Consider the following 18517-nt stretch of genomic DNA (forward strand, 5'->3'; position numbering starts at 1 on the left):
CTTATGCTACCTCGCTTAATTTTTGATTGGTTTTATCATTCTTAGATTTTACTTCAAATTGGTTTGAGGTATTATTTACTCCACTCGCTTTTAAAGCTTTTTCACCTGCAAAAAATGTTTTATGATCATCACCAAGATCAGAACCTGCCATTCTTTGATGTTTTACACAAGACACGCTTTTACGAATCTCTTGTCGCTGTACACCTTTAACATAAGCTAACATACCTTCTTCTCCAAAATACCCTTCAGTTAAATCGTTCATATGAAGTGCTGTAGTATGATACGTTGGTAAGGTAATTAAGTGATGAAAAATACCAGCTTCTCTAGCTCCATCTATTTGAAACGTTTTAATTTTCTCATCCGCTCTATGACATAATTCTGAATGATCGTATTCTGCATCCATTAAATTATTTCTATCGTAAGCCGTCATATTTTCACCTTCTGCAAGCATTTCATCAAAGACCTGATTACGGAAGTTTAAAGTCCAGTTAAACGATGGTGAATTATTATAAACCAATTTAGCATTTGGCACCACTTCTCTAATTCGGTTTACCATGTGTGCAATCTGCTTTACATTTGGTGTTGGCGTTTCAATCCACAATAAATCTGCACCATTTTGAAGACTTGTTACACAATCTAAAACAACACGATCAATATTAGAGCCCTCTTTAAACTTATACAAACCATTTGCTAGTCTAATTGGACGTACTAATTTACCATCACGCTTCAATAAAACATCGTCTTCTTTAGCGTTTACTATCTCCACTTCTTCTGCATCAACAAACGCTAAATATTGCGAAGCTAAATCTCCTGGTTCTTGGCTTACTGGTAGTTTTTGAGTTAATCCTGCTCCTTCAGAATCTGTTCTTGCCACTATAATACCATCTTCTACACCTAACTCTAAAAAAGCATATCTCACCGCATTTAATTTTGCAATAAAATCTTCATGAGGCACAGTAACTTTCCCATCTTGATGCCCACATTGCTTCGCATCAGATACTTGGTTTTCAATTTGAATAGCACAAGCTCCAGCCTGAATCATCTTTTTTGCTAGCAAATACGTCGCTTCTTCATTTCCAAAACCTGCATCAATGTCTGCAATAATTGGAACAATATGTGTTTCAAAATTATCTATTTGATCTTGCACATCTTCTCCGCTCTCTTTCCTTCTAAACAAATCATTTAATTCAATAGCATCTGCTTGGCGTAAGAAATCATAAATCTCTTCAATAAGTCCTGAAACAGCAGTTTTCTCATGCATAGACTGATCTGGTAAAGGTCCAAATTCTGAACGCAATGCAGCAACCATCCAACCTGAAAGGTACAAATAGCGCTTTTGTGTTGTTTTGTGATGCTTTTTTACTGCAATCATTTTTTGCTGCGCCACAAATCCATGCCAGCAACCTAAAGATTGTGTGTATTTTGATGTATCTGCATCGTACTCAGCCATATCTTTTCGCATAATCGCTGCTGTGTATTTTGCAATATCTAACCCTGTTCTAAATTGATTTTGAGCAACCATTCTAGCTGCACTTTCCGGATTAATGGCATCCCAAGTTTGCCCGTACTTTTCTTTAAGATCTCTTACCGTTTGTAATGCTGAACGATAGTTAGTTTGTGCTAAATTTTTCATAATTTTGTTTTGATTATTAATGTTTATTCCAAATTTTGATAATTAGGTCTCGTTAACTATTCCAGTAGTTGCGAGACATTTTTTTTTTAAATATATTGATATGCTGAAAGTGTTAAAAACTCTTCAAATTCTTCTTGAGTCACTAAACGTTTAAAAAGTGCAATAGCTTCTGAAAACTTGGTACTTTTAATATGGTCCTCGCCTACTTCTGTGATTAATTTTTCAACTTCATCATCAAACAAAGTGTCAAACAATTCTTTATTAAAAGTTCTTCCATCTTCTAAGAACACTTCGTTTTTCAACCATTGCCAAACTTGAGTTCTAGATATTTCTGCTGTTGCAGCATCTTCCATTAAATTATAAAGCGCCACGGCACCATAACCTCTTAACCAAGCTTCGAGATATAGAATACCGACATTAATGTTTTTTCTAATACCAGTTTCCGTAATCGTACCTTGTGGTAGTTCTACTAAATCCGCCTCAGTAACCACAACATCTTCGCGTTTATTAAAAATTTGATTTGGTGTTGGCATATATCTATCAAATTCTTTCATAGCAACTTCAACTAAAGCAGGGTGTGCCACCCAAGTACCATCGTGTCCATTTTTTGCTTCACGTTCTTTATCTATTCTTACTTTTTCGAGCGCAGCTTTATTGGCTTCTGGATTATTTTTAATTGGAATTTGAGCCGCCATACCTCCCATAGCATGAATACCTCGCTTATGACAACGTTGAATCACTAAGTTAGAATAAGCTGCCATAAACGGTGTTGCCATTGTAACCTGATCACGGTTTGGCACTATAAATCCATCGTGATTTCTGAATTTCTTAATGTATGAAAAGATATAATCCCATCGTCCGCAGTTTAAACCTACAATGTGTTCTTTCAACTCAAAAATAAATTCATCTAATTGAAAACTTGCTGTTATCGTTTCTACAAGTAAAGTAGCTTTAAATGTTCCGTTTGGAACATCTAAATAATCTTGAGCGAACTCAAAAACAGCATTCCACCAACGGGCTTCCAAATAGTGTTCTAATTTTGGTAAATAGAAATATGGAGCAGAATTATTAGCCATTAATACTTTGGTATTGTGAAATACATACAATCCAAAATCAAATAAACTCCCAGACATTTCTTGGCCATTAACTAATAGATGACGTTCGTTTAAATGCAATCCTCTAGGTCTTACTATTAGCACCGCCGTTTTATCATTAAGCTTATAGTGTTTTCCTCGCGCTTCGTCAATTAACTCAATAGTTCGATTGTTAGCATCTTTTAAATTTTGCTGTCCCTCTAAAGTATTTTTCCAACTTGGAGCATTGCTATCTTCAAAATCTGCCATAAAGGTTTTTGCACCGGAATTTAATGCGTTAATAACCATTTTTCGATCCACAGGCCCTGTAATCTCTACTCTACGATCTAATAAATCTTTCGGAATGTCTGACGCTAACCAATCGCCTTCTCTAATCGCTTTTGTTTCTTCAGGAAAAGAGGGAAACCCACCTTTATCAAACAGAGTTTGCTCTTTTTCTCTCCGCTTTAACAATTCTAAACGCGGTGTGTTAAATTTTTCTTGTAATGCTGAAAGAAAACTCAAAGCTTCTTCAGTTAAAAGTTCTGGATAGAAATGAGTTACCTCTGGTACAAATTTCATTGTTTGTTGTGTTGTTATTTCCATACTGATATATTTTGATGAAACAATGTTACAATCTATTTTTCTAAAAAACAAGCGAACGTTCGCTAAATATTTTTATTCGCTAAAAAATTATATTCGCAAATAGTAGTATATTTGTCACTATGGAACAAGAGTACATTAAATTAATTTTTGGCTTAAAACTGAAGCAAATCCGTACAGACAAAGAGCTATCGCTATTTGGATTATCTAAATTATCGGGACTTTCAAAATCGTATTTAAACGAGATTGAAAAAGGAAAAAAATATCCTAAGCCAGATAAAATTGCCGCTTTATCAGAACATTTAGATGTACCATACGATGAAATGGTATCTTTAAAGCTTGATAAAAACTTAGCTCCTATTGGTGAGATTTTACAATCTAAATTACTAAAAGAAATTCCCTTAGAGCTATTCGGAATTCAAGAAAGTACTATGATTGATATTATTTCTAATGCACCTTCAAAGGTTACAGCATTTATAAGTACTATCATTGAAATTGCTAAAAATTACAGCTTTAGTAAAGAAAGTTTCTATTTAGCTTCTGTTAGGTCTTTTCAGGAAGCCAACAATAACTATTTTGACCATTTAGAGCAGGCCGTTATTTCATTCTCAAAAACATATCAAGTTGATTTAACACAACCTCTTAATTCTAAAGAACTCGAAGAAATTTTAATCGAAGAATACGGTTATACAATTAACAAATCTGAATTAGAGTCGCACACAGCACTAGACAATTTACGTTCTATATTTATTCCTAAAACCAAAACATTATTATTAGCTAAACACATAGATGATGCTCAAAAAACATTTATTTACGCTAAAGAAATCGCCTATAACTATTTAAAAATTAGCGAGCGACTTTATACGTTTTCTTGGATTAAATTTGAAAATTTTGACCAGGTGCTTAATAATTTCTACGCCTCATATTTTGCTGGTGCTTTAATTATTCCAAGAACACGATTAGTTGCCGATTTAAAATTATTATTTTCTAAAAAATCCTTTAAGAACAGAGATTTTGAGCGCATTTTAAACAACTACAATGCCTCTCCAGAATCAATATACCAAAGATTAACCAATATTTTACCTAAAGATTTTAACCTTAAAAGCTTGTTCTTTTTAAGATTTTCTTACAAAAAAAATAGCGATAATTACATATTAAATAAAGAGCTACACCTCTCTAAACAGCAATCTCCTCATGCCAATGAGACCAACGAACATTATTGCAGACGATGGGTTTCTCTAAAAGTATTAAAAGACATAAGCAAAACCAATAACACTCACGAATTTGACATCCAAATTTCTAATTATCCGAATGAAGGAAAAAGTTATTTAGTCCTATCTTCTGCTACAGCAGACCCTTTTATTTCAGACAGCTACAGAAGTGTTACAATTGGCATTCAAATTAACAATCAGTACAAAAAAAGAATTGCTTTTTCCAAAAGCAAATCTATACCTTCAGCAGAAGTTGGTGTTACTTGCGAACGTTGTACTATAAGTAACTGTGAAGTAAGACAAGTAGAACCAATAGTTGTTTTATCAAAACTGAAAGATGAGAAAATTGCACATGTTGTAAATGAATTACAAGAAAAGTTTAGCACATTATAGAAGCTTATTAAACAAAAAAGCACAAACTGCATGATTAATTGCAATTTGTGCTTTTCCCCACAAGTCAAAGACTCGTTAACTATTTTATCTCTTTAAGTGCATTATCAATTAATGTACGTAAATGCTGCTTATGAGCTTTACTAGATACATTACCACTTGGTGCAGCCATAGTTCTAATTTGCTTTAAGTTGTATAATGCCATTGACTTAGCATTATTTGTAAAACGACTACTTTGCTTACCTGTAAGCATATCTATAAGCCTATTAGTATAAGATATTTGTAAATTTTGTCTAAACGAATTTACGTTACCGTAAATATCTGCTTTAAAAATAGCACTATTTAGATCTGACATATATTTAGACAAGGTGTACTTATTACCATACAATTCACTATCTGTAATTCTCTGCAAGGTATTAGGATGTAAAATATGACTTAATACATTCTGTTGGTATGTTAATACTTGCTGGTGAATTTTTGGATCTTCTGGTCCTCTAAAAAAATTATAACCTCGACGCTGCATTGCTAAATAACTATACAAATCATTTGGCGCACTAAAGGCATCTGGTGCAAACGCATATTTAGATAAAGCTGTCATTGCTCTTTTTTGATCTTCTAAACTAACTGGTGTATAAGGTTGCGCAGCTCCTTTTTGTCCCACCATTGCTCTATCGACATATACACCACCAATAAACCTAGAAATTACATTTGCCGCTACTGCACGTTGACCACTTAATAAATAATAAGCACGTCTTAATTCTTGATAAGACTCACCTGTTTTAGAAAATTTAGTTTTAACATGACTCATCATACTATCCACCAACTTAATTCTATCTATAGAATACCCAATTTGATCGTTAGACAAATCTCCAATCATTACTCTAGGATCGATTGCTTTTCCTGGTGCGCGCATATCATCAGCATCATTACCAAATATTAATTCTGGCTCTGTAGATCTATTAAGTAAAGCTATTTTTTCTGCTTCAGACTGAAAAGGTGTGTATCCAAATTGAATTGCCCAAACATCATAAGGACCAACAGATGTATCGTAATATTGACCTTGTTTAGCTCTATTATTTGTAAGATTAATACCTGCATAATCCATTACAGAACCTGTTAAACATTTACCTTCAATAAATTCCTTATCAGCTAATTCTTCAGGTGAAAACAACTGACTGGCTTTCATGTTGTGGTTAAGCCCTAAGGTATGCCCAACCTCATGCATAATTAAAGCTAACATAGCTTCCTTTTTCATACGAGCCATTTCTAAATCTGAACCTCCTGAAGCCTCAACTACAGCTTGTCCAAACATGGTGTTTTCGTGCATTACATGACCAAAAGAACATAATACTTTATTCTTTTTTAAATAATCTGATGCATTAAATTCTGCGTCAGCTTTTGCCAAATCAAATAACTGATCATAAAATACTCTATTTGTAAAATGCACATATTCTAACATAATATCTGCACCAATTATTTCTCCAGTTTTTGGGTTTACAAAACTTGGTCCATAACCTCCAAATGGTGGATTTGGTGAAGATGTCCAACGCAATACATTATAATTAATATCTCCAGCATCCCAATCTGCATCATCTGGCTGTAATTTCACAACCATAGCATTTTTAAATCCCGCTTTTTCAAACGCTTTATTCCATTCTAAAACACCTTGTTTAATTGTCTCTCTCCACTCTATAGGTGTAGAGTTTTCCATCCACCAAGTAATTGGTTTTACCGGTTCTGAAATCGCAGCATTTGGATCTTTTTTAACTAAATTCCATCGGTGTACCAAATCTTTATATGGAGCAGAGTTAGTCGCTGTTTGGTCATTAACCTCAGTGGTAAAATAACCAACTCTAGGATCATCAAAACGAGGAGTATAATCATTATCTGGCATAGCAATTAAACTATGAAACACCTTAATGCTTACATTTCTACCATCAGTAACCGCTTGAGACCCTCCATTTAATACTGAAGGGTTTGAATAAACATATTCTACTTCAAGATTTGTATTATCATCATAGTTTTTAATACTATTAATTTTTGTTTTTGTCTTATCAAGATTACCAAGTGTAAAAGCCATAGGACTTGAACCTGGGAAACGAGGCGGCTTTATTTGAGCAAAAGTTTCTCTTAAAAACAAACCATCTGCTTTTATTAAGTATAACCCTTCTTTTTTATCATAGGCTTCTATCTTTACAGTTGCCATAATGCCTTCACTTGTGTTAGCATCTTTAGATTTAGAAATAGCATTTTCTGGATCGAAATAGAAGGACGTATTTTGAGATACAAATTCAATTTTATCATAAAACTTTTTTACTTTAAAAACTTTTGAACCTCCATAAGCTCCTCTAAACCTTCCTGCATCAACAACACCATTGGAAACTTGATTAAAATGAATATAATCTTTATCCAGATGCTCGTCACTAATTACCATTTGCAAAGCACCCGTAATAGTATCCCTATACATTGTAAAAAGGCCTTCTATTTTTTTACTTGACTTAGTAAGGTCTTTTATTGACTTTTCTTTTGATTTAGGCTTTGCAGCAGGAACTTCGGTTTTACTTTTTTTGTTTTTCTTTTTACGCTGGGCTTCTAGATTTTGAGGTGCCATAAAAGCAAACACAACAAATGCTAGAGACAAGAGTCTTAAAACATTTCGTTTTTTGATATTCATAATGATTAATTATTTATTAGTATAAATTTGATGACACACAAGATAAGGAATATCTTTCTAATAGTTTTAAAAACCTCAGAACTCTAATTTACAGAGGATTTACTTCGTTTTTATAGCTAATAAAACAAAAAATACGTGCTTTAACTACACAAAGATTAGAGCGTAAACTAAAATATAAGTTCCAAATTATGTTAGCTCAGAAAAAAAAGGAGTGTTGTTTTGAAAATGCTAATGCATCAAAACTAGAAACAACAACATTTGCTAAGGTATAGTCCTGACCAGAAGAGTGTTTACTTTTAAAGCCTGCACAAAAAATACCTGCAGCATAAGCCGCTTTTATGCCATTTGTTGAATCTTCAATAACCATACATTCTGACTTATCAAAACCTGTATGCGCTGCTGCTTTTATAAAAATTTCGGGATGTGGTTTTGATTTTTCTAAATCGGCTCCACTGAATTTCCCTATAAAAAACGGATTCAAATTAAAACGATTAAAAATACGTTCTATATTTGGCATAGAAGCAGACGATGCAACAACTAGCTTTACACCATTGGCATGATAATCTTTTATGCATTCTAAAACCCCTTCTATTAAGGTTAAATCTGAATCATTTTCGAATAAATACTTAAAATGTTTTCGTTTGATATTTACTAAATGTTCTGGCTGTTTATCTAAATTAAAATGATCGACTAAACGGTTACATATATTAATGGTAGATTGTCCTGTAAAAGACTCGTAAAGCGTATCATCGACTTCAACATTTACATCTTTAAACATTTGATAGTAAGCTTTGCGATGTAAAGGCTCTGTGTCTACAATAACACCATCCATATCAAATAAAACAGCTTTAAGCATAGGTTTTCTTGTTTTTCGCTAAATTAGAAAAGTATTTTTTAAAACCAACTCTTAAACACCAATAAGCAACACCATTTTTTTAAATAAAACCGACAAAACCCAAAGCTTTATAATGAACTAAAATTACTGTTTGATTATTTCAATTTAAAAAATGCTTAGTTTTACAATCTTATAGTATTTCAATTATGGCGAAAAAAGGAAAAGAAAAAAACACCAATAACAAAGCCAAGCACAGCAAACTTATTGCTCAAAAAAAGAACAAAATCAAATCTAAATCAGAGGAACGAAAAGCGCGTTTAAAAGCGATAGTTGCACTTGCAAAAACAACTAAGAGTACCGAGTGATCTTTTTTATATTCTAAAAAAAAAAAACTTCAACACGCTAAATAACTTTAGCTCAACCATTCCACATATTAGATTTGATTTTGAAATTTAACTATACTTATTTCACATTATCAATAATATGTTGAACAACCTCAGGATTTAAAAGTGTACTTGTATCTCCCAACTGATCAATTTCATTTGCTGCAATTTTTCTTAAAATTCTACGCATAATTTTACCAGACCTTGTTTTAGGTAAGCCTTCTGTAAACTGAACTTTATCGAGTTTAGCAATTGGTCCAATTCGATCTGTAATCAGTTGATTAATTTCCATTCTTAAGTTATCATGGTTTCTGCTTTCTCCAACATCTTTCAACGTAACATAACCATATAAAGCATTACCTTTAATATCATGTGGGAATCCTACAATTGCAGATTCGGAAACTGCTGGGTGCTCATTAATGGCATCTTCTATTGGAGCAGTTCCTAAATTATGTCCAGAAACGATAATTACATCATCTACACGACCAGTAATTCTGTAATAACCAACCTCATCTCTTAGCGCACCATCACCTGTAAAATATTTATTATCGTAGGCAGAAAAATACGTATCCTTATAGCGTTGATGATTTCCCCATATCGTTCTTGCCATTGCAGGCCATGGAAATTTAATACACAAACGACCTTCGACTTGGTTGCCTTTTATTTCTTCACCATTTTCGTCCATTAACGCTGGTTGAATACCTATAAATGGTAAGGTTGCATAAGTTGGTTTTGTTGGTGTAGAAAACGGAATTGGTGTAATCATAATACCTCCTGTTTCAGTTTGCCACCATGTATCTACAATTGGACTTTTCTTTTTTCCAACATTTTCATCATACCAGTGCCAAGCCTCTTCATTTATAGGTTCTCCAACAGAACCTAATACTTTTAATGACGATAAATCGTATTTTTCTACAAATTCAGCCCCTTGTTTTGCTAAGGCTCTAATTGCCGTTGGAGCGGTGTAAAACTGTGTTACCTTATGCTTTTCAACAATATCCCAAAAGCGTCCGTAATCTGGGTAACTTGGCACTCCTTCAAACATTACAGAAGTGGCTCCATTTGCTAATGGTCCATAAACAATATAGCTATGTCCTGTAATCCAACCAATATCTGCAGTACACCAATACACATCATTATCTCTATATTGGAACACATTTTTAAAGGTGTAAGCTGTATAAACCATATAACCACCAATAGTATGAACCATACCTTTTGGTTTTCCTGTTGAACCAGATGTATATAGAATAAATAAAGGGTCTTCAGCATCCATGACTTCTGCCGCACAATCAGCATAAGCTTCTTCTAAAAGTGGTTCTAACCAAAAATCACGACCTTCTTCCATATTAATTTCTGAATGAATACGTTTAGCAACTAAAACAGACTCTATACCTGGAGTATCCTTTAATGCTTCATCTACAATACCTTTTAAGTCAATAGTTTTAGAACCACGATAAGATCCATCTGAAGTTATAACCATTTTAGCATTACAATCATTAATTCGTGACGAAACAGCTGTAGATGAGAAACCTGCAAAAATAACAGAATGTATAGCACCTATTCTTGCACAGGCTAAAACTGAAATTGCTAATTCCGGAATCATTGGTAAATAAATACAAACAACATCTCCTTTTTTAATTCCTTTATCTTTTAATACGTTGGCAAACTTACAAACCCGCTCATGTAATTGCCTATATGTAATATGCTCTGCTTCTTCTTCTGGATTATTAGGTTCAAATAAAAGCGCTGTTTTATCTCCTTTGGTATGTAAATGTCTATCTAAACAGTTTTCTGTAATGTTAAGTTTTGCATCTTCAAACCACTTAAATTCAGCTTTACTAAAATCATAGCTTAAAACGTTAGACCATTTCTTTTTCCATATAAAATGCTCTTCAGCTATTTCTTCCCAAAATTGTTCTGGATTTCTTACTGATTTTCTATAAACCTGAAAATATTCTTCAAATTGTTTGATGTGATAATTACTCATGTTTTATTAATTTAATAGTATTGATTAGATTTCAAACACCTAATAGACTAGCATGAAAATCTAATTTTTATTAGTTTATGTTATTTATTATGAATTCCAATATTATGTTTTTGATATACTGATTTTATCTCTTCTACTATAGCAACATCATCAATTGTTGATGGTATATTGAATTGTTGTTCATCTGCAATATTTCGCAATAATTTCCGAAGCGTCTTACCACTTCTTGTTTTTGGCAAACGCTCTACAACAAGCACATCTCTAAAAGATGCCACAGCACCTATTTCGCGCCTTACGTCTTGTATAATTTCTTTTTGAACTAAATCTTCAACATAAGTCTTATCAGACTTTAAAACGACCAACCCTAAAGGTTTTTGCCCCTTAATTTCACAATGTACACCAAACACAGCACATTCTGCAACCGATTGGTGAGAAGCTACTATTTCTTCCATTTCTGCTGTTGATAGACGATGACCAGCTACATTAATAATATCATCTACACGACCTGTGATAAATACGTAACCGTCTTCATCTATATAACCACCATCTCCTGAAAAATAATACCCAGGAAAACGATGTAAATAACCAAACTTGAAACGCTCTGGATTTCCCCAAAGATTACTTAAAGTACCTGGAGGTAATGGCAATTTCACTGCTACATAACCTTCGACAGTAGGTTCAACTTCCTCTCCGTCTTCGTTTAAAATTTTAATATCATAACCACAAACAGGTAGGCCTGCCGATCCTGGTTTTATAGGCTGCAAACCTACGCCTACCATATTCGCTAACATTGGCCAGCCACTTTCGGTTTGCCACCAATGATCTATTACAGGAATATTTAATTGTTTTTCTGCCCAAGTTAACGTCGATACATCACATCGCTCACCTGCCAAAAATTGGTATTTTAAGCATGATAAGTCATATTGTCTAAGCATATCTCCCTCAGGATCTTCTTTTTTAATGGCTCTAATTGCTGTTGGTGCTGTAAACATAGCTTTTACATTATGTTCACTAATAACACGCCAAAACGTTGAAGCGTCAGGTGTTTTTATGGGCTTCCCCTCAAAAACGATACTTGTATTTCGATTTAATAAAGGTCCATAAACAATAAAACTGTGACCAACAACCCAACCGACATCACTAGCAGCCCAAAACGTTTCTCCTTCATCTACTCCATAAATATATTTCATTGAAAATTTTAACGCCGTAGCATAACCTCCCGTATCTCTAATAATTCCTTTTGGTGTACCTGTTGTTCCTGAAGTATACAATACATAAGAAGGGTGTATGGACGCTACTGAAACAGCTTCAACAGATGGCGAATCTTCTACTAAAGTTTTATAATCTACATCATAAGCTTTCTTAGGTATTTCGACACCCAATTGTCTATCAAAAACAATAACATGTTCTGGCTTATTTTTAGATTTGTCTATAGCTTCGTCTACAAATGGCTTATAAGGAATAATACGTTTAATTTCTACTCCATTTGATGCTGTAATAATTGCTTTAGGTTTACAATCATCAATACGAATAGCTAACTCATGCGGTGCAAAACCACCAAATACCACAGAGTGAATAACACCAAGTCTTGCACAAGCTAACATTGCATAAGCAGCTTGCGGAATCATAGGCATATAAATAATACAAGTATCTCCTTTTTTAAGGCCTAAATTCTGTAAGCCTCCTGCTAACTTAGAAACTTCGTGGTGCAACTGATTAAAGGTAATGTGCTGTTTTGTATTGGTAACTGGAGAATCATAAATTAGTGCGTTTTGCTCTCCAAAACCATCGTTGATATGCTTATCAATACACAAATAACTTAAATTAAGTTCTCCATCTTCAAACCATTGATTATAGTCGTATTCATCTTTAGACAAAATCGTCTGAGGAGATGTAAACCAATCAATTTCATTGGCTTGATTCTTCCAAAATTGTTCCGGATTATTAATGCTTTCGTTGTAAAAATTTTGGTATTTCATGACTTTACTTTTTTAGAATTAAGCAAGCCAAACCAATTAGGATTAAGCACCTTCAGCTTGATAAGGGCCCAAATAATAACCACAAAGCAAATGCCCACAACTATAGAAAGCATAGGAGTTACATTCGTAATATTTTCGTATTTAAACCTAATAAAAAGCGTAGCTACAACATAGATACTTATAATTATATCTGACGCCAGTGGATTAATGTGAAATTTCATGTCTTTAAATTTTAATTAAACTTAGTTTGTTTGCACACAGAACTAATTTAAAAAAGACCTAAAAGACTGTTTCTTAAGTCACAAGTTCCAATATTTCTGAAACTATTTTTTTTACTGAAAAAGGTTTGGTTAAATATTTATCTGCTCCAAGTTTTAAACCCTTTTCAATATCTGAAGCTTTATTTTTTGCTGTTAAAAACACCACTTTAATGTGCTTTAAACTTTCAGATTCTTTTATATACGATAATGTCTGATAACCATCTACATTAGGCATCATAATATCTAACAAAATGACATCAGGAATATGATGTTTTAATATTTCTAAAGCCTCACTTCCGTCTCTTGCAATAAACACTTCAAATCCTTGTTTTTTAAAAGTGTATTCTAACGACATGACAATATTTGGCTCATCGTCTACAATTAAAATTTTCTTCGTCATACTTTAGGGTTTCAATTTACTTAAAAGGGATTGTAAAAACAAGTGTTGCGCCGTTTTTTATATCTTTTTTTGCCCAAATTTTTCCGTTGTGCTTTTCTACAATTTGCTTTGTTATCGCCAAACCCAAACCACTTCCTTCTGGTTTTCTTGTGTTTTGGTCTTGTGATTGATAAAATTTATCGAAAATATAAAGAAAATCTTCTTCTAAAATTCCTTTACCATTATCTGAAACTGAAATTTCTATAAGTTGATTTCCTAATTTATAATCGACTATAATTTTGCCCGTTTTAGCCTCACAAAACTTGATGGCATTAGACAATAAATTAGTTAACACTTGAAGAATACGATCTTCATCATAACTAAGCATAAAAGAATGCACATTATTATTTACAATTTGAACTTCTTTTTTTGCTGCAATTTGAGAAATACTAGAAATTGCTTTTGCAATTGTTCTCTGAATATCTTGTTCTTGTAAGTCTAGCAATAAGCCTCCTGTTTCTAACTTTTCAAAATCTAAAATATTATTAATTAAGCGTCCTAAACGGTCAGAATCCTGTAGAATATTCTTTAAAAACTGCGCTTTTATCTCTTTGGGCATATCTTCATCATCCATAATAACTTCAGTTGCTGCTCGTATACCTGTTATTGGAGTCTTTAGCTCATGTGCCACAGTGTCTAAAAACTCATCTTTCTGTCTGTCTTTACTAATTAACTCCTCGTTAGCTTCTTTTAATCGGGATGTTAACTGAGATAACTCGTTTGATTTTTCTAAAAGCACTTTATTACTCACAATATTTTCTTTGGATTCTTCCAAAATCTTTAAAACCTCAACCAAACTAATCTGCTCCTCCTTTACCACACTTGCAATTAATATTTTTGCTGAAGCCGAACCAATGCTTCCTGTTAAGAGTTTTTCAGAAAAGTTAATTAAACGCGCATCTGCCAACTGTGTATCTTGTGATAATTCATACTTTGTAAAAAAGATTCTCAGCGCACGTGCCGCTCTTTGCTCTCCTAAAAATCGGGCTAAAACATTTTTAATATCTGTTACATAAGCTTCACCTTTCCATACCAAGGCACTATCTTGAAGATTTGTAAAATTCTTACTATCCACAAACATCTCTGCGTAATTACGCTCTCTATAATTTCCTTTAGACATTAACGAAAACGTTAAATAACAAAATAAATTTAGAGTCATACTCCAGAAGAAAGCATGTGATGGCGGACTTAAAAAATCGATTCCAAATAAAGCATAAGGCTTTAATGCTTCAATTCCCAACAATCCGTATTGGCGAAAATCATCCGTACCAGAATACACTTCTAATGTAAACGGTAACACCAAGGTATATATAGCAATACAAAACCCGACAATCATACCAATAATTGCTCCTTTTGAAGATCCACGATTCCAGTATAAACCAATAAAAAACGATGGTGCCAATTGAGAAATAATCACAAATGAGATTAAACCAATAGAATATAACGATAAGGCTTTTGAAAACAAGACATAAAAGAAATACGCTGTAATAATGATGGTGAAAATAGAAATACGACGAATGGTCTTAATGTATTTGGAATTACGCTCAGGTTGATTTTTAATAAATTTATCTAGAAAACCATATGGAATCACCAAATTATTACTCACCATGGTAGACAAGGCTAATGTTGACACCACTACCATAGAAATCACCGCTGAAAAGCCACCTAAAAACACAAGTGTTGCTAAAAAGGTATTGCCGTGTTCTAAAGGCAATAACAAGGTATAATATTCGGCATTTTCTGTAGAACCAAAAGTGAGCTTTCCTGCCCAAGCAATAAAAATTACGAAGCTATTAAATAACAATAAATACAATGGAAACAACCAAATCGCTTTCTTAAGATGCTTCTCCCTGTTATTTTCCAAAACAGTAACCTGAAATTGTCTTGGCAATAAAAACACAACCATAAACGACAAGGCAATCATAAAAAACCAATTAAAGCCATCTTCCACCTTACCGAGTGTCGTTAAGTCTTTAAAGTTATCTGATACAGAAATTTTTTCATAAATATCAGAAGTGCCATCAAACAAATAAAATGTAATATAAGTCCCGATGATTAGAAAGAAAATCAATTTCAATATAGATTCTAATGCCACAGTAGCGACAATCCCTTTATGTTTTTCAGAGGCATCTGTATTTTGAGTCCCAAAAAATGCTGCAAATATCGCCAGTAATAACGCCACATAAAATGTAGAGTCATCAATAACAACCGTTGAGATATAACTATTATCTCCAGATATAATTTCAAAGGTTTCTGAAACAGCCTTTAACTGTAAAGATATATACGGCAAGGTTCCAAACAAGCAAATTACTGTAACCAAAGCACCCAAAAACCTATTGTTTCCGTAGCGTAAAGAAATAAAATCGGCAATTGATGAAATTTTATGATGTTTTGAAATTCTTATAATTTTCCGAAGCAACACAATCCACAAAGGTGCTGCAATTACAGGACCTATATAAATGGGCAAAAAATGAATTCCCGAATTTGCAGCAATACCAACACTTCCGTAGTATGTCCAAGCAGAGCAGTAAACAGCCAAAGACAATGTATAAACGTATGGGTTATTTACCCACTTACTTTGTCGTTTTTTTTCAGCAAGAAAAGCAATGTAAAACAACACCGCTAAATAAATGATAATAATAAAAACTAAGGAGTAACTATTCATAGTGACGTTTTAAAACGATGTACGAAACCACAATAGATATTACCCAAAACGTAAATAAGGAAAAGTATAATATTGGAATCCCAAATATGGCGCCTTCAATATTAAAAATGAGGACAAAAGGAATATTAAACACAAAAAACAAAGCGATAGATAAAACTACTAATTTTTGTTCGTGACGTTTTTTCATGAATTCGTAATTATAAGCAGAAACAACTAAATATCTACTAATATAAGAAATCAGTATTACAAAAATTGCAATACTGATTCTCTAACTAAATAAAATTAAAATAATGATCTATAAAAGTTTTAGAAACACTATTGTTTTAATGGTCTTGAGCTTCACCAGCTCCAGAAGGTATTCTAATACTTTCAACCATATCTTGAACCTCTTGAGGTGGCGCTACTGATACTCTGGATATCACAACAGAAACTACAAAATTAACGCACATGGCAATAGTTCCGAAACCTTCTGGCGATGTACCAAACCACCAATCTTCACTGGTTCCACCACCAAACATATCGAGCTTAAAGCGCATCATGTAATACATCATCAATGTAATACCAACAACCATACCTGCAATAGCTCCTTCTTTATTCATTCGTTTATCAAAAATGCCTAAAATAATGGCGGGAAAAAAGGAAGCGGCTGCGAGCCCAAAGGCGAGCGCGACGACGGCGGCGACAAACCCTGGCGGATTAATCCCAAAGTAACCTGCAATTAAAATCGCTACAAAAATTGAAATTCTTGCTGCCATTAATTCGCCTTTATCAGAAATATCTGGTCGTAATTGCTTTTTAATTAAATCGTGTGAAACTGATGTTGATATAACTAATAACAATCCTGCAGCAGTTGATAATGCTGCCGCTAATCCACCTGCTGCCACCAAGCCAATAACCCAATTTGGTAAGTTAGCTATTTCAGGATTTGCCAATACCATAATATCTCTATCAACATATAACTCATTTACTTCATCACTATTATTGGTAACGAGACGCTCACCATGCTCACCTCTTGCCTCTGCATATTCTGGTTTACTACTCGACAATGAATTTCCGGCAACATATTGAATTTTACCATCTCCGTTTTTATCAGACCAAGCAATTAAACCTGTATTTTCCCAGTTTTTAAACCATACAGGAATATCTGCATAACGCTTATTACTCACCGTTTCAATTAAATTGGTTCTTGAAAAAACTGCTACAGCAGGAGCTGTGGTATAAAGAATTGCAATTAAGAATAAAGCATATCCAGCAGATTTACGAGCATCTTTTACTTTAGGCACTGTGAAAAAGCGAACAATAACGTGTGGTAAACCTGCAGTACCAGCCATTAATGCTAAGGTAATTGCAAAAACATCCCATGTACTTTTAGTGCCACTTGTATATTCATGAAACCCCAATTCGGTATGTAATGTATCTAGTTTATCTAATAGAAAGGCGCCACCTTCTACTTTACCTCCCATTCCTATTTGAGGAATAATATTTCCTGTCATTTGAAATGAAATGAAGAATGCTGGTACCATAAAAGCAAAAATCAATACGCAATATTGAGCTACTTGTGTATATGTAATACCTTTCATACCTCCCAATAAAGCGAATATCAAAACGACTGTCATCCCAATAAGAACACCTAAGGTAATATCTACTTGTAAAAATTGAGAAAAGACAATTCCAACTCCACGCATTTGACCTGCTACATAAGTAAATGATACAATTAAAGCACAAATTACAGCAACAGTCCTTGCCGTGTTAGAATAATACCTATCTCCAATGAAATCAGGCACAGTAAACTTTCCAAACTTTCGAAGGTAAGGCGCCAAAAGCAATGCTAACAACACATAACCTCCTGTCCATCCCATAAGATAAACAGATCCATCATAACCTGCGAATGAAATAATACCCGCCATACTTATAAAAGAGGCCGCACTCATCCAATCTGCAGCAGTTGCCATACCATTTGCCAATGGTGATACTCCTCCACCTGCAACATAAAATTCTTTTGTTGAGCCTGCTCTTGCCCATATTGCGATTCCGAAATACAGCGCAAAAGTAATGCCGACCAATAACCATGTCCATGTTTGTACACTCATAATATTTTTATTTAATGTTGTTTGTTATGGCTTACTCGTCGAAACCGTATTTTTTATCTAGTTTGTTCATTAGTCTTACGTATACGAATATTAATACCACGAATACATATATAGAGCCTTGTTGAGCAAACCAAAACCCGAGTTTGAAACCTCCAAGTTTAAACTGGTTTAACTCTTCTCTTAAAAGAATGCCACATCCAAAGGACACCACAAACCATATGGTTAGAAGTATAAATAAATACTTCACATTTTCTTTCCAGTACGCTGTTGCGTGTTTCTGCTTATCACTCATAGT

The 18517-nt window shown here is 33.6% G+C and carries 13 protein-coding genes; 2 read left to right on the forward strand and 11 right to left on the reverse strand.

Annotated features, from left to right (window positions below; translation table 11 throughout):
• Window position 1 precedes the first annotated feature (1 nt).
• Window positions 2-1633, reverse strand: a complete 1632-nt coding sequence (locus tag ABD730_RS10505) for an isocitrate lyase (RefSeq protein WP_344714424.1) — start codon at window positions 1631-1633, stop codon at window positions 2-4.
• 86 nt (window positions 1634-1719) lie between these two features.
• Window positions 1720-3312: a malate synthase A gene (gene aceB, locus ABD730_RS10510; protein ID WP_344714425.1), complete on the reverse strand. Its 1593-nt coding sequence runs from the start codon at window positions 3310-3312 to the stop codon at window positions 1720-1722.
• 119 nt (window positions 3313-3431) lie between these two features.
• Here aceB and ABD730_RS10515 point away from each other — a divergent pair, with 119 nt between their 5' ends.
• Window positions 3432-4913 (forward strand): helix-turn-helix domain-containing protein, encoded by a 1482-nt coding sequence (locus ABD730_RS10515; RefSeq protein ID WP_334466441.1) that lies wholly within the window; start codon window positions 3432-3434, stop codon window positions 4911-4913.
• A gap of 79 nt (window positions 4914-4992) precedes the next feature.
• Here the strand turns inward: ABD730_RS10515 and ABD730_RS10520 are convergent, their stop codons facing one another.
• Window positions 4993-7584: a zinc-dependent metalloprotease gene (locus tag ABD730_RS10520; RefSeq protein ID WP_344714428.1), complete on the reverse strand. Its 2592-nt coding sequence runs from the start codon at window positions 7582-7584 to the stop codon at window positions 4993-4995.
• A gap of 196 nt (window positions 7585-7780) precedes the next feature.
• Window positions 7781-8440, reverse strand: coding sequence for an HAD family hydrolase (locus ABD730_RS10525; RefSeq protein WP_344714430.1), 660 nt, complete (start codon window positions 8438-8440; stop codon window positions 7781-7783).
• 185 nt (window positions 8441-8625) lie between these two features.
• On the opposite strand from ABD730_RS10525, the gene ABD730_RS10530 reads away from it, so the two are divergent.
• Window positions 8626-8784, forward strand: coding sequence for a hypothetical protein (locus ABD730_RS10530; RefSeq protein WP_215925914.1), 159 nt, complete (start codon window positions 8626-8628; stop codon window positions 8782-8784).
• Between the two features lie 97 nt (window positions 8785-8881).
• On the opposite strand, the gene acs is transcribed toward ABD730_RS10530, so the two are convergent.
• The 7 genes from acs to ABD730_RS10565 form a co-directional block, all read right to left on the reverse strand.
• On the reverse strand, window positions 8882-10789 hold the full coding sequence (acs, locus tag ABD730_RS10535; protein ID WP_344714432.1) for an acetate--CoA ligase: 1908 nt from the start codon (window positions 10787-10789) through the stop codon (window positions 8882-8884).
• An 80-nt stretch (window positions 10790-10869) separates the two neighbouring features.
• Entirely contained in the window at window positions 10870-12768 is a 1899-nt protein-coding gene (locus ABD730_RS10540; protein WP_344714434.1) for an acetate--CoA ligase, read from the reverse strand.
• 294 nt (window positions 12769-13062) lie between these two features.
• Window positions 13063-13428: a response regulator transcription factor gene (locus ABD730_RS10545; RefSeq protein ID WP_215925920.1), complete on the reverse strand. Its 366-nt coding sequence runs from the start codon at window positions 13426-13428 to the stop codon at window positions 13063-13065.
• 16 nt (window positions 13429-13444) lie between these two features.
• Window positions 13445-16132, reverse strand: coding sequence for a sodium:solute symporter family transporter (locus ABD730_RS10550; RefSeq protein WP_344714436.1), 2688 nt, complete (start codon window positions 16130-16132; stop codon window positions 13445-13447).
• Window positions 16125-16319: a hypothetical protein gene (locus ABD730_RS10555; RefSeq protein ID WP_215925923.1), complete on the reverse strand. Its 195-nt coding sequence runs from the start codon at window positions 16317-16319 to the stop codon at window positions 16125-16127. The genes ABD730_RS10550 and ABD730_RS10555 overlap by 8 nt, the downstream gene beginning before the upstream one ends.
• Before the next feature lie 136 nt (window positions 16320-16455).
• Window positions 16456-18222 carry a sodium:solute symporter family protein gene (locus ABD730_RS10560; RefSeq protein WP_334466462.1) on the reverse strand — a complete coding sequence of 589 codons (1767 nt, stop codon included), beginning with the start codon at window positions 18220-18222 and terminating at the stop codon, window positions 16456-16458.
• A gap of 31 nt (window positions 18223-18253) precedes the next feature.
• Window positions 18254-18514, reverse strand: coding sequence for a DUF4212 domain-containing protein (locus tag ABD730_RS10565; RefSeq protein WP_215925927.1), 261 nt, complete (start codon window positions 18512-18514; stop codon window positions 18254-18256).
• Window positions 18515-18517: the final 3 nt, after the last annotated feature.

The organism is Winogradskyella damuponensis (assembly GCF_039538385.1).
Lineage (GTDB): Bacteria > Bacteroidota > Bacteroidia > Flavobacteriales > Flavobacteriaceae > Winogradskyella > Winogradskyella damuponensis.

Bases quoted from the DNA above. Each gene is read 5' to 3' on its own strand.
- ABD730_RS10505 (WP_344714424.1), bottom strand. From the start codon at position 1,633: ATGAAAAATTTAGCACAAACTAACTATCGTTCAGCATTACAAACGGTA.
- aceB (WP_344714425.1), bottom strand. From the start codon at position 3,312: ATGGAAATAACAACACAACAAACAATGAAATTTGTACCAGAGGTAACT.
- ABD730_RS10515 (WP_334466441.1), top strand. From the start codon at position 3,432: ATGGAACAAGAGTACATTAAATTAATTTTTGGCTTAAAACTGAAGCAA.
- ABD730_RS10520 (WP_344714428.1), bottom strand. From the start codon at position 7,584: ATGAATATCAAAAAACGAAATGTTTTAAGACTCTTGTCTCTAGCATTT.
- ABD730_RS10525 (WP_344714430.1), bottom strand. From the start codon at position 8,440: ATGCTTAAAGCTGTTTTATTTGATATGGATGGTGTTATTGTAGACACA.
- ABD730_RS10530 (WP_215925914.1), top strand. From the start codon at position 8,626: ATGGCGAAAAAAGGAAAAGAAAAAAACACCAATAACAAAGCCAAGCAC.
- acs (WP_344714432.1), bottom strand. From the start codon at position 10,789: ATGAGTAATTATCACATCAAACAATTTGAAGAATATTTTCAGGTTTAT.
- ABD730_RS10540 (WP_344714434.1), bottom strand. From the start codon at position 12,768: ATGAAATACCAAAATTTTTACAACGAAAGCATTAATAATCCGGAACAA.
- ABD730_RS10545 (WP_215925920.1), bottom strand. From the start codon at position 13,428: ATGACGAAGAAAATTTTAATTGTAGACGATGAGCCAAATATTGTCATG.
- ABD730_RS10550 (WP_344714436.1), bottom strand. From the start codon at position 16,132: ATGAATAGTTACTCCTTAGTTTTTATTATTATCATTTATTTAGCGGTG.
- ABD730_RS10555 (WP_215925923.1), bottom strand. From the start codon at position 16,319: ATGAAAAAACGTCACGAACAAAAATTAGTAGTTTTATCTATCGCTTTG.
- ABD730_RS10560 (WP_334466462.1), bottom strand. From the start codon at position 18,222: ATGAGTGTACAAACATGGACATGGTTATTGGTCGGCATTACTTTTGCG.
- ABD730_RS10565 (WP_215925927.1), bottom strand. From the start codon at position 18,514: ATGAGTGATAAGCAGAAACACGCAACAGCGTACTGGAAAGAAAATGTG.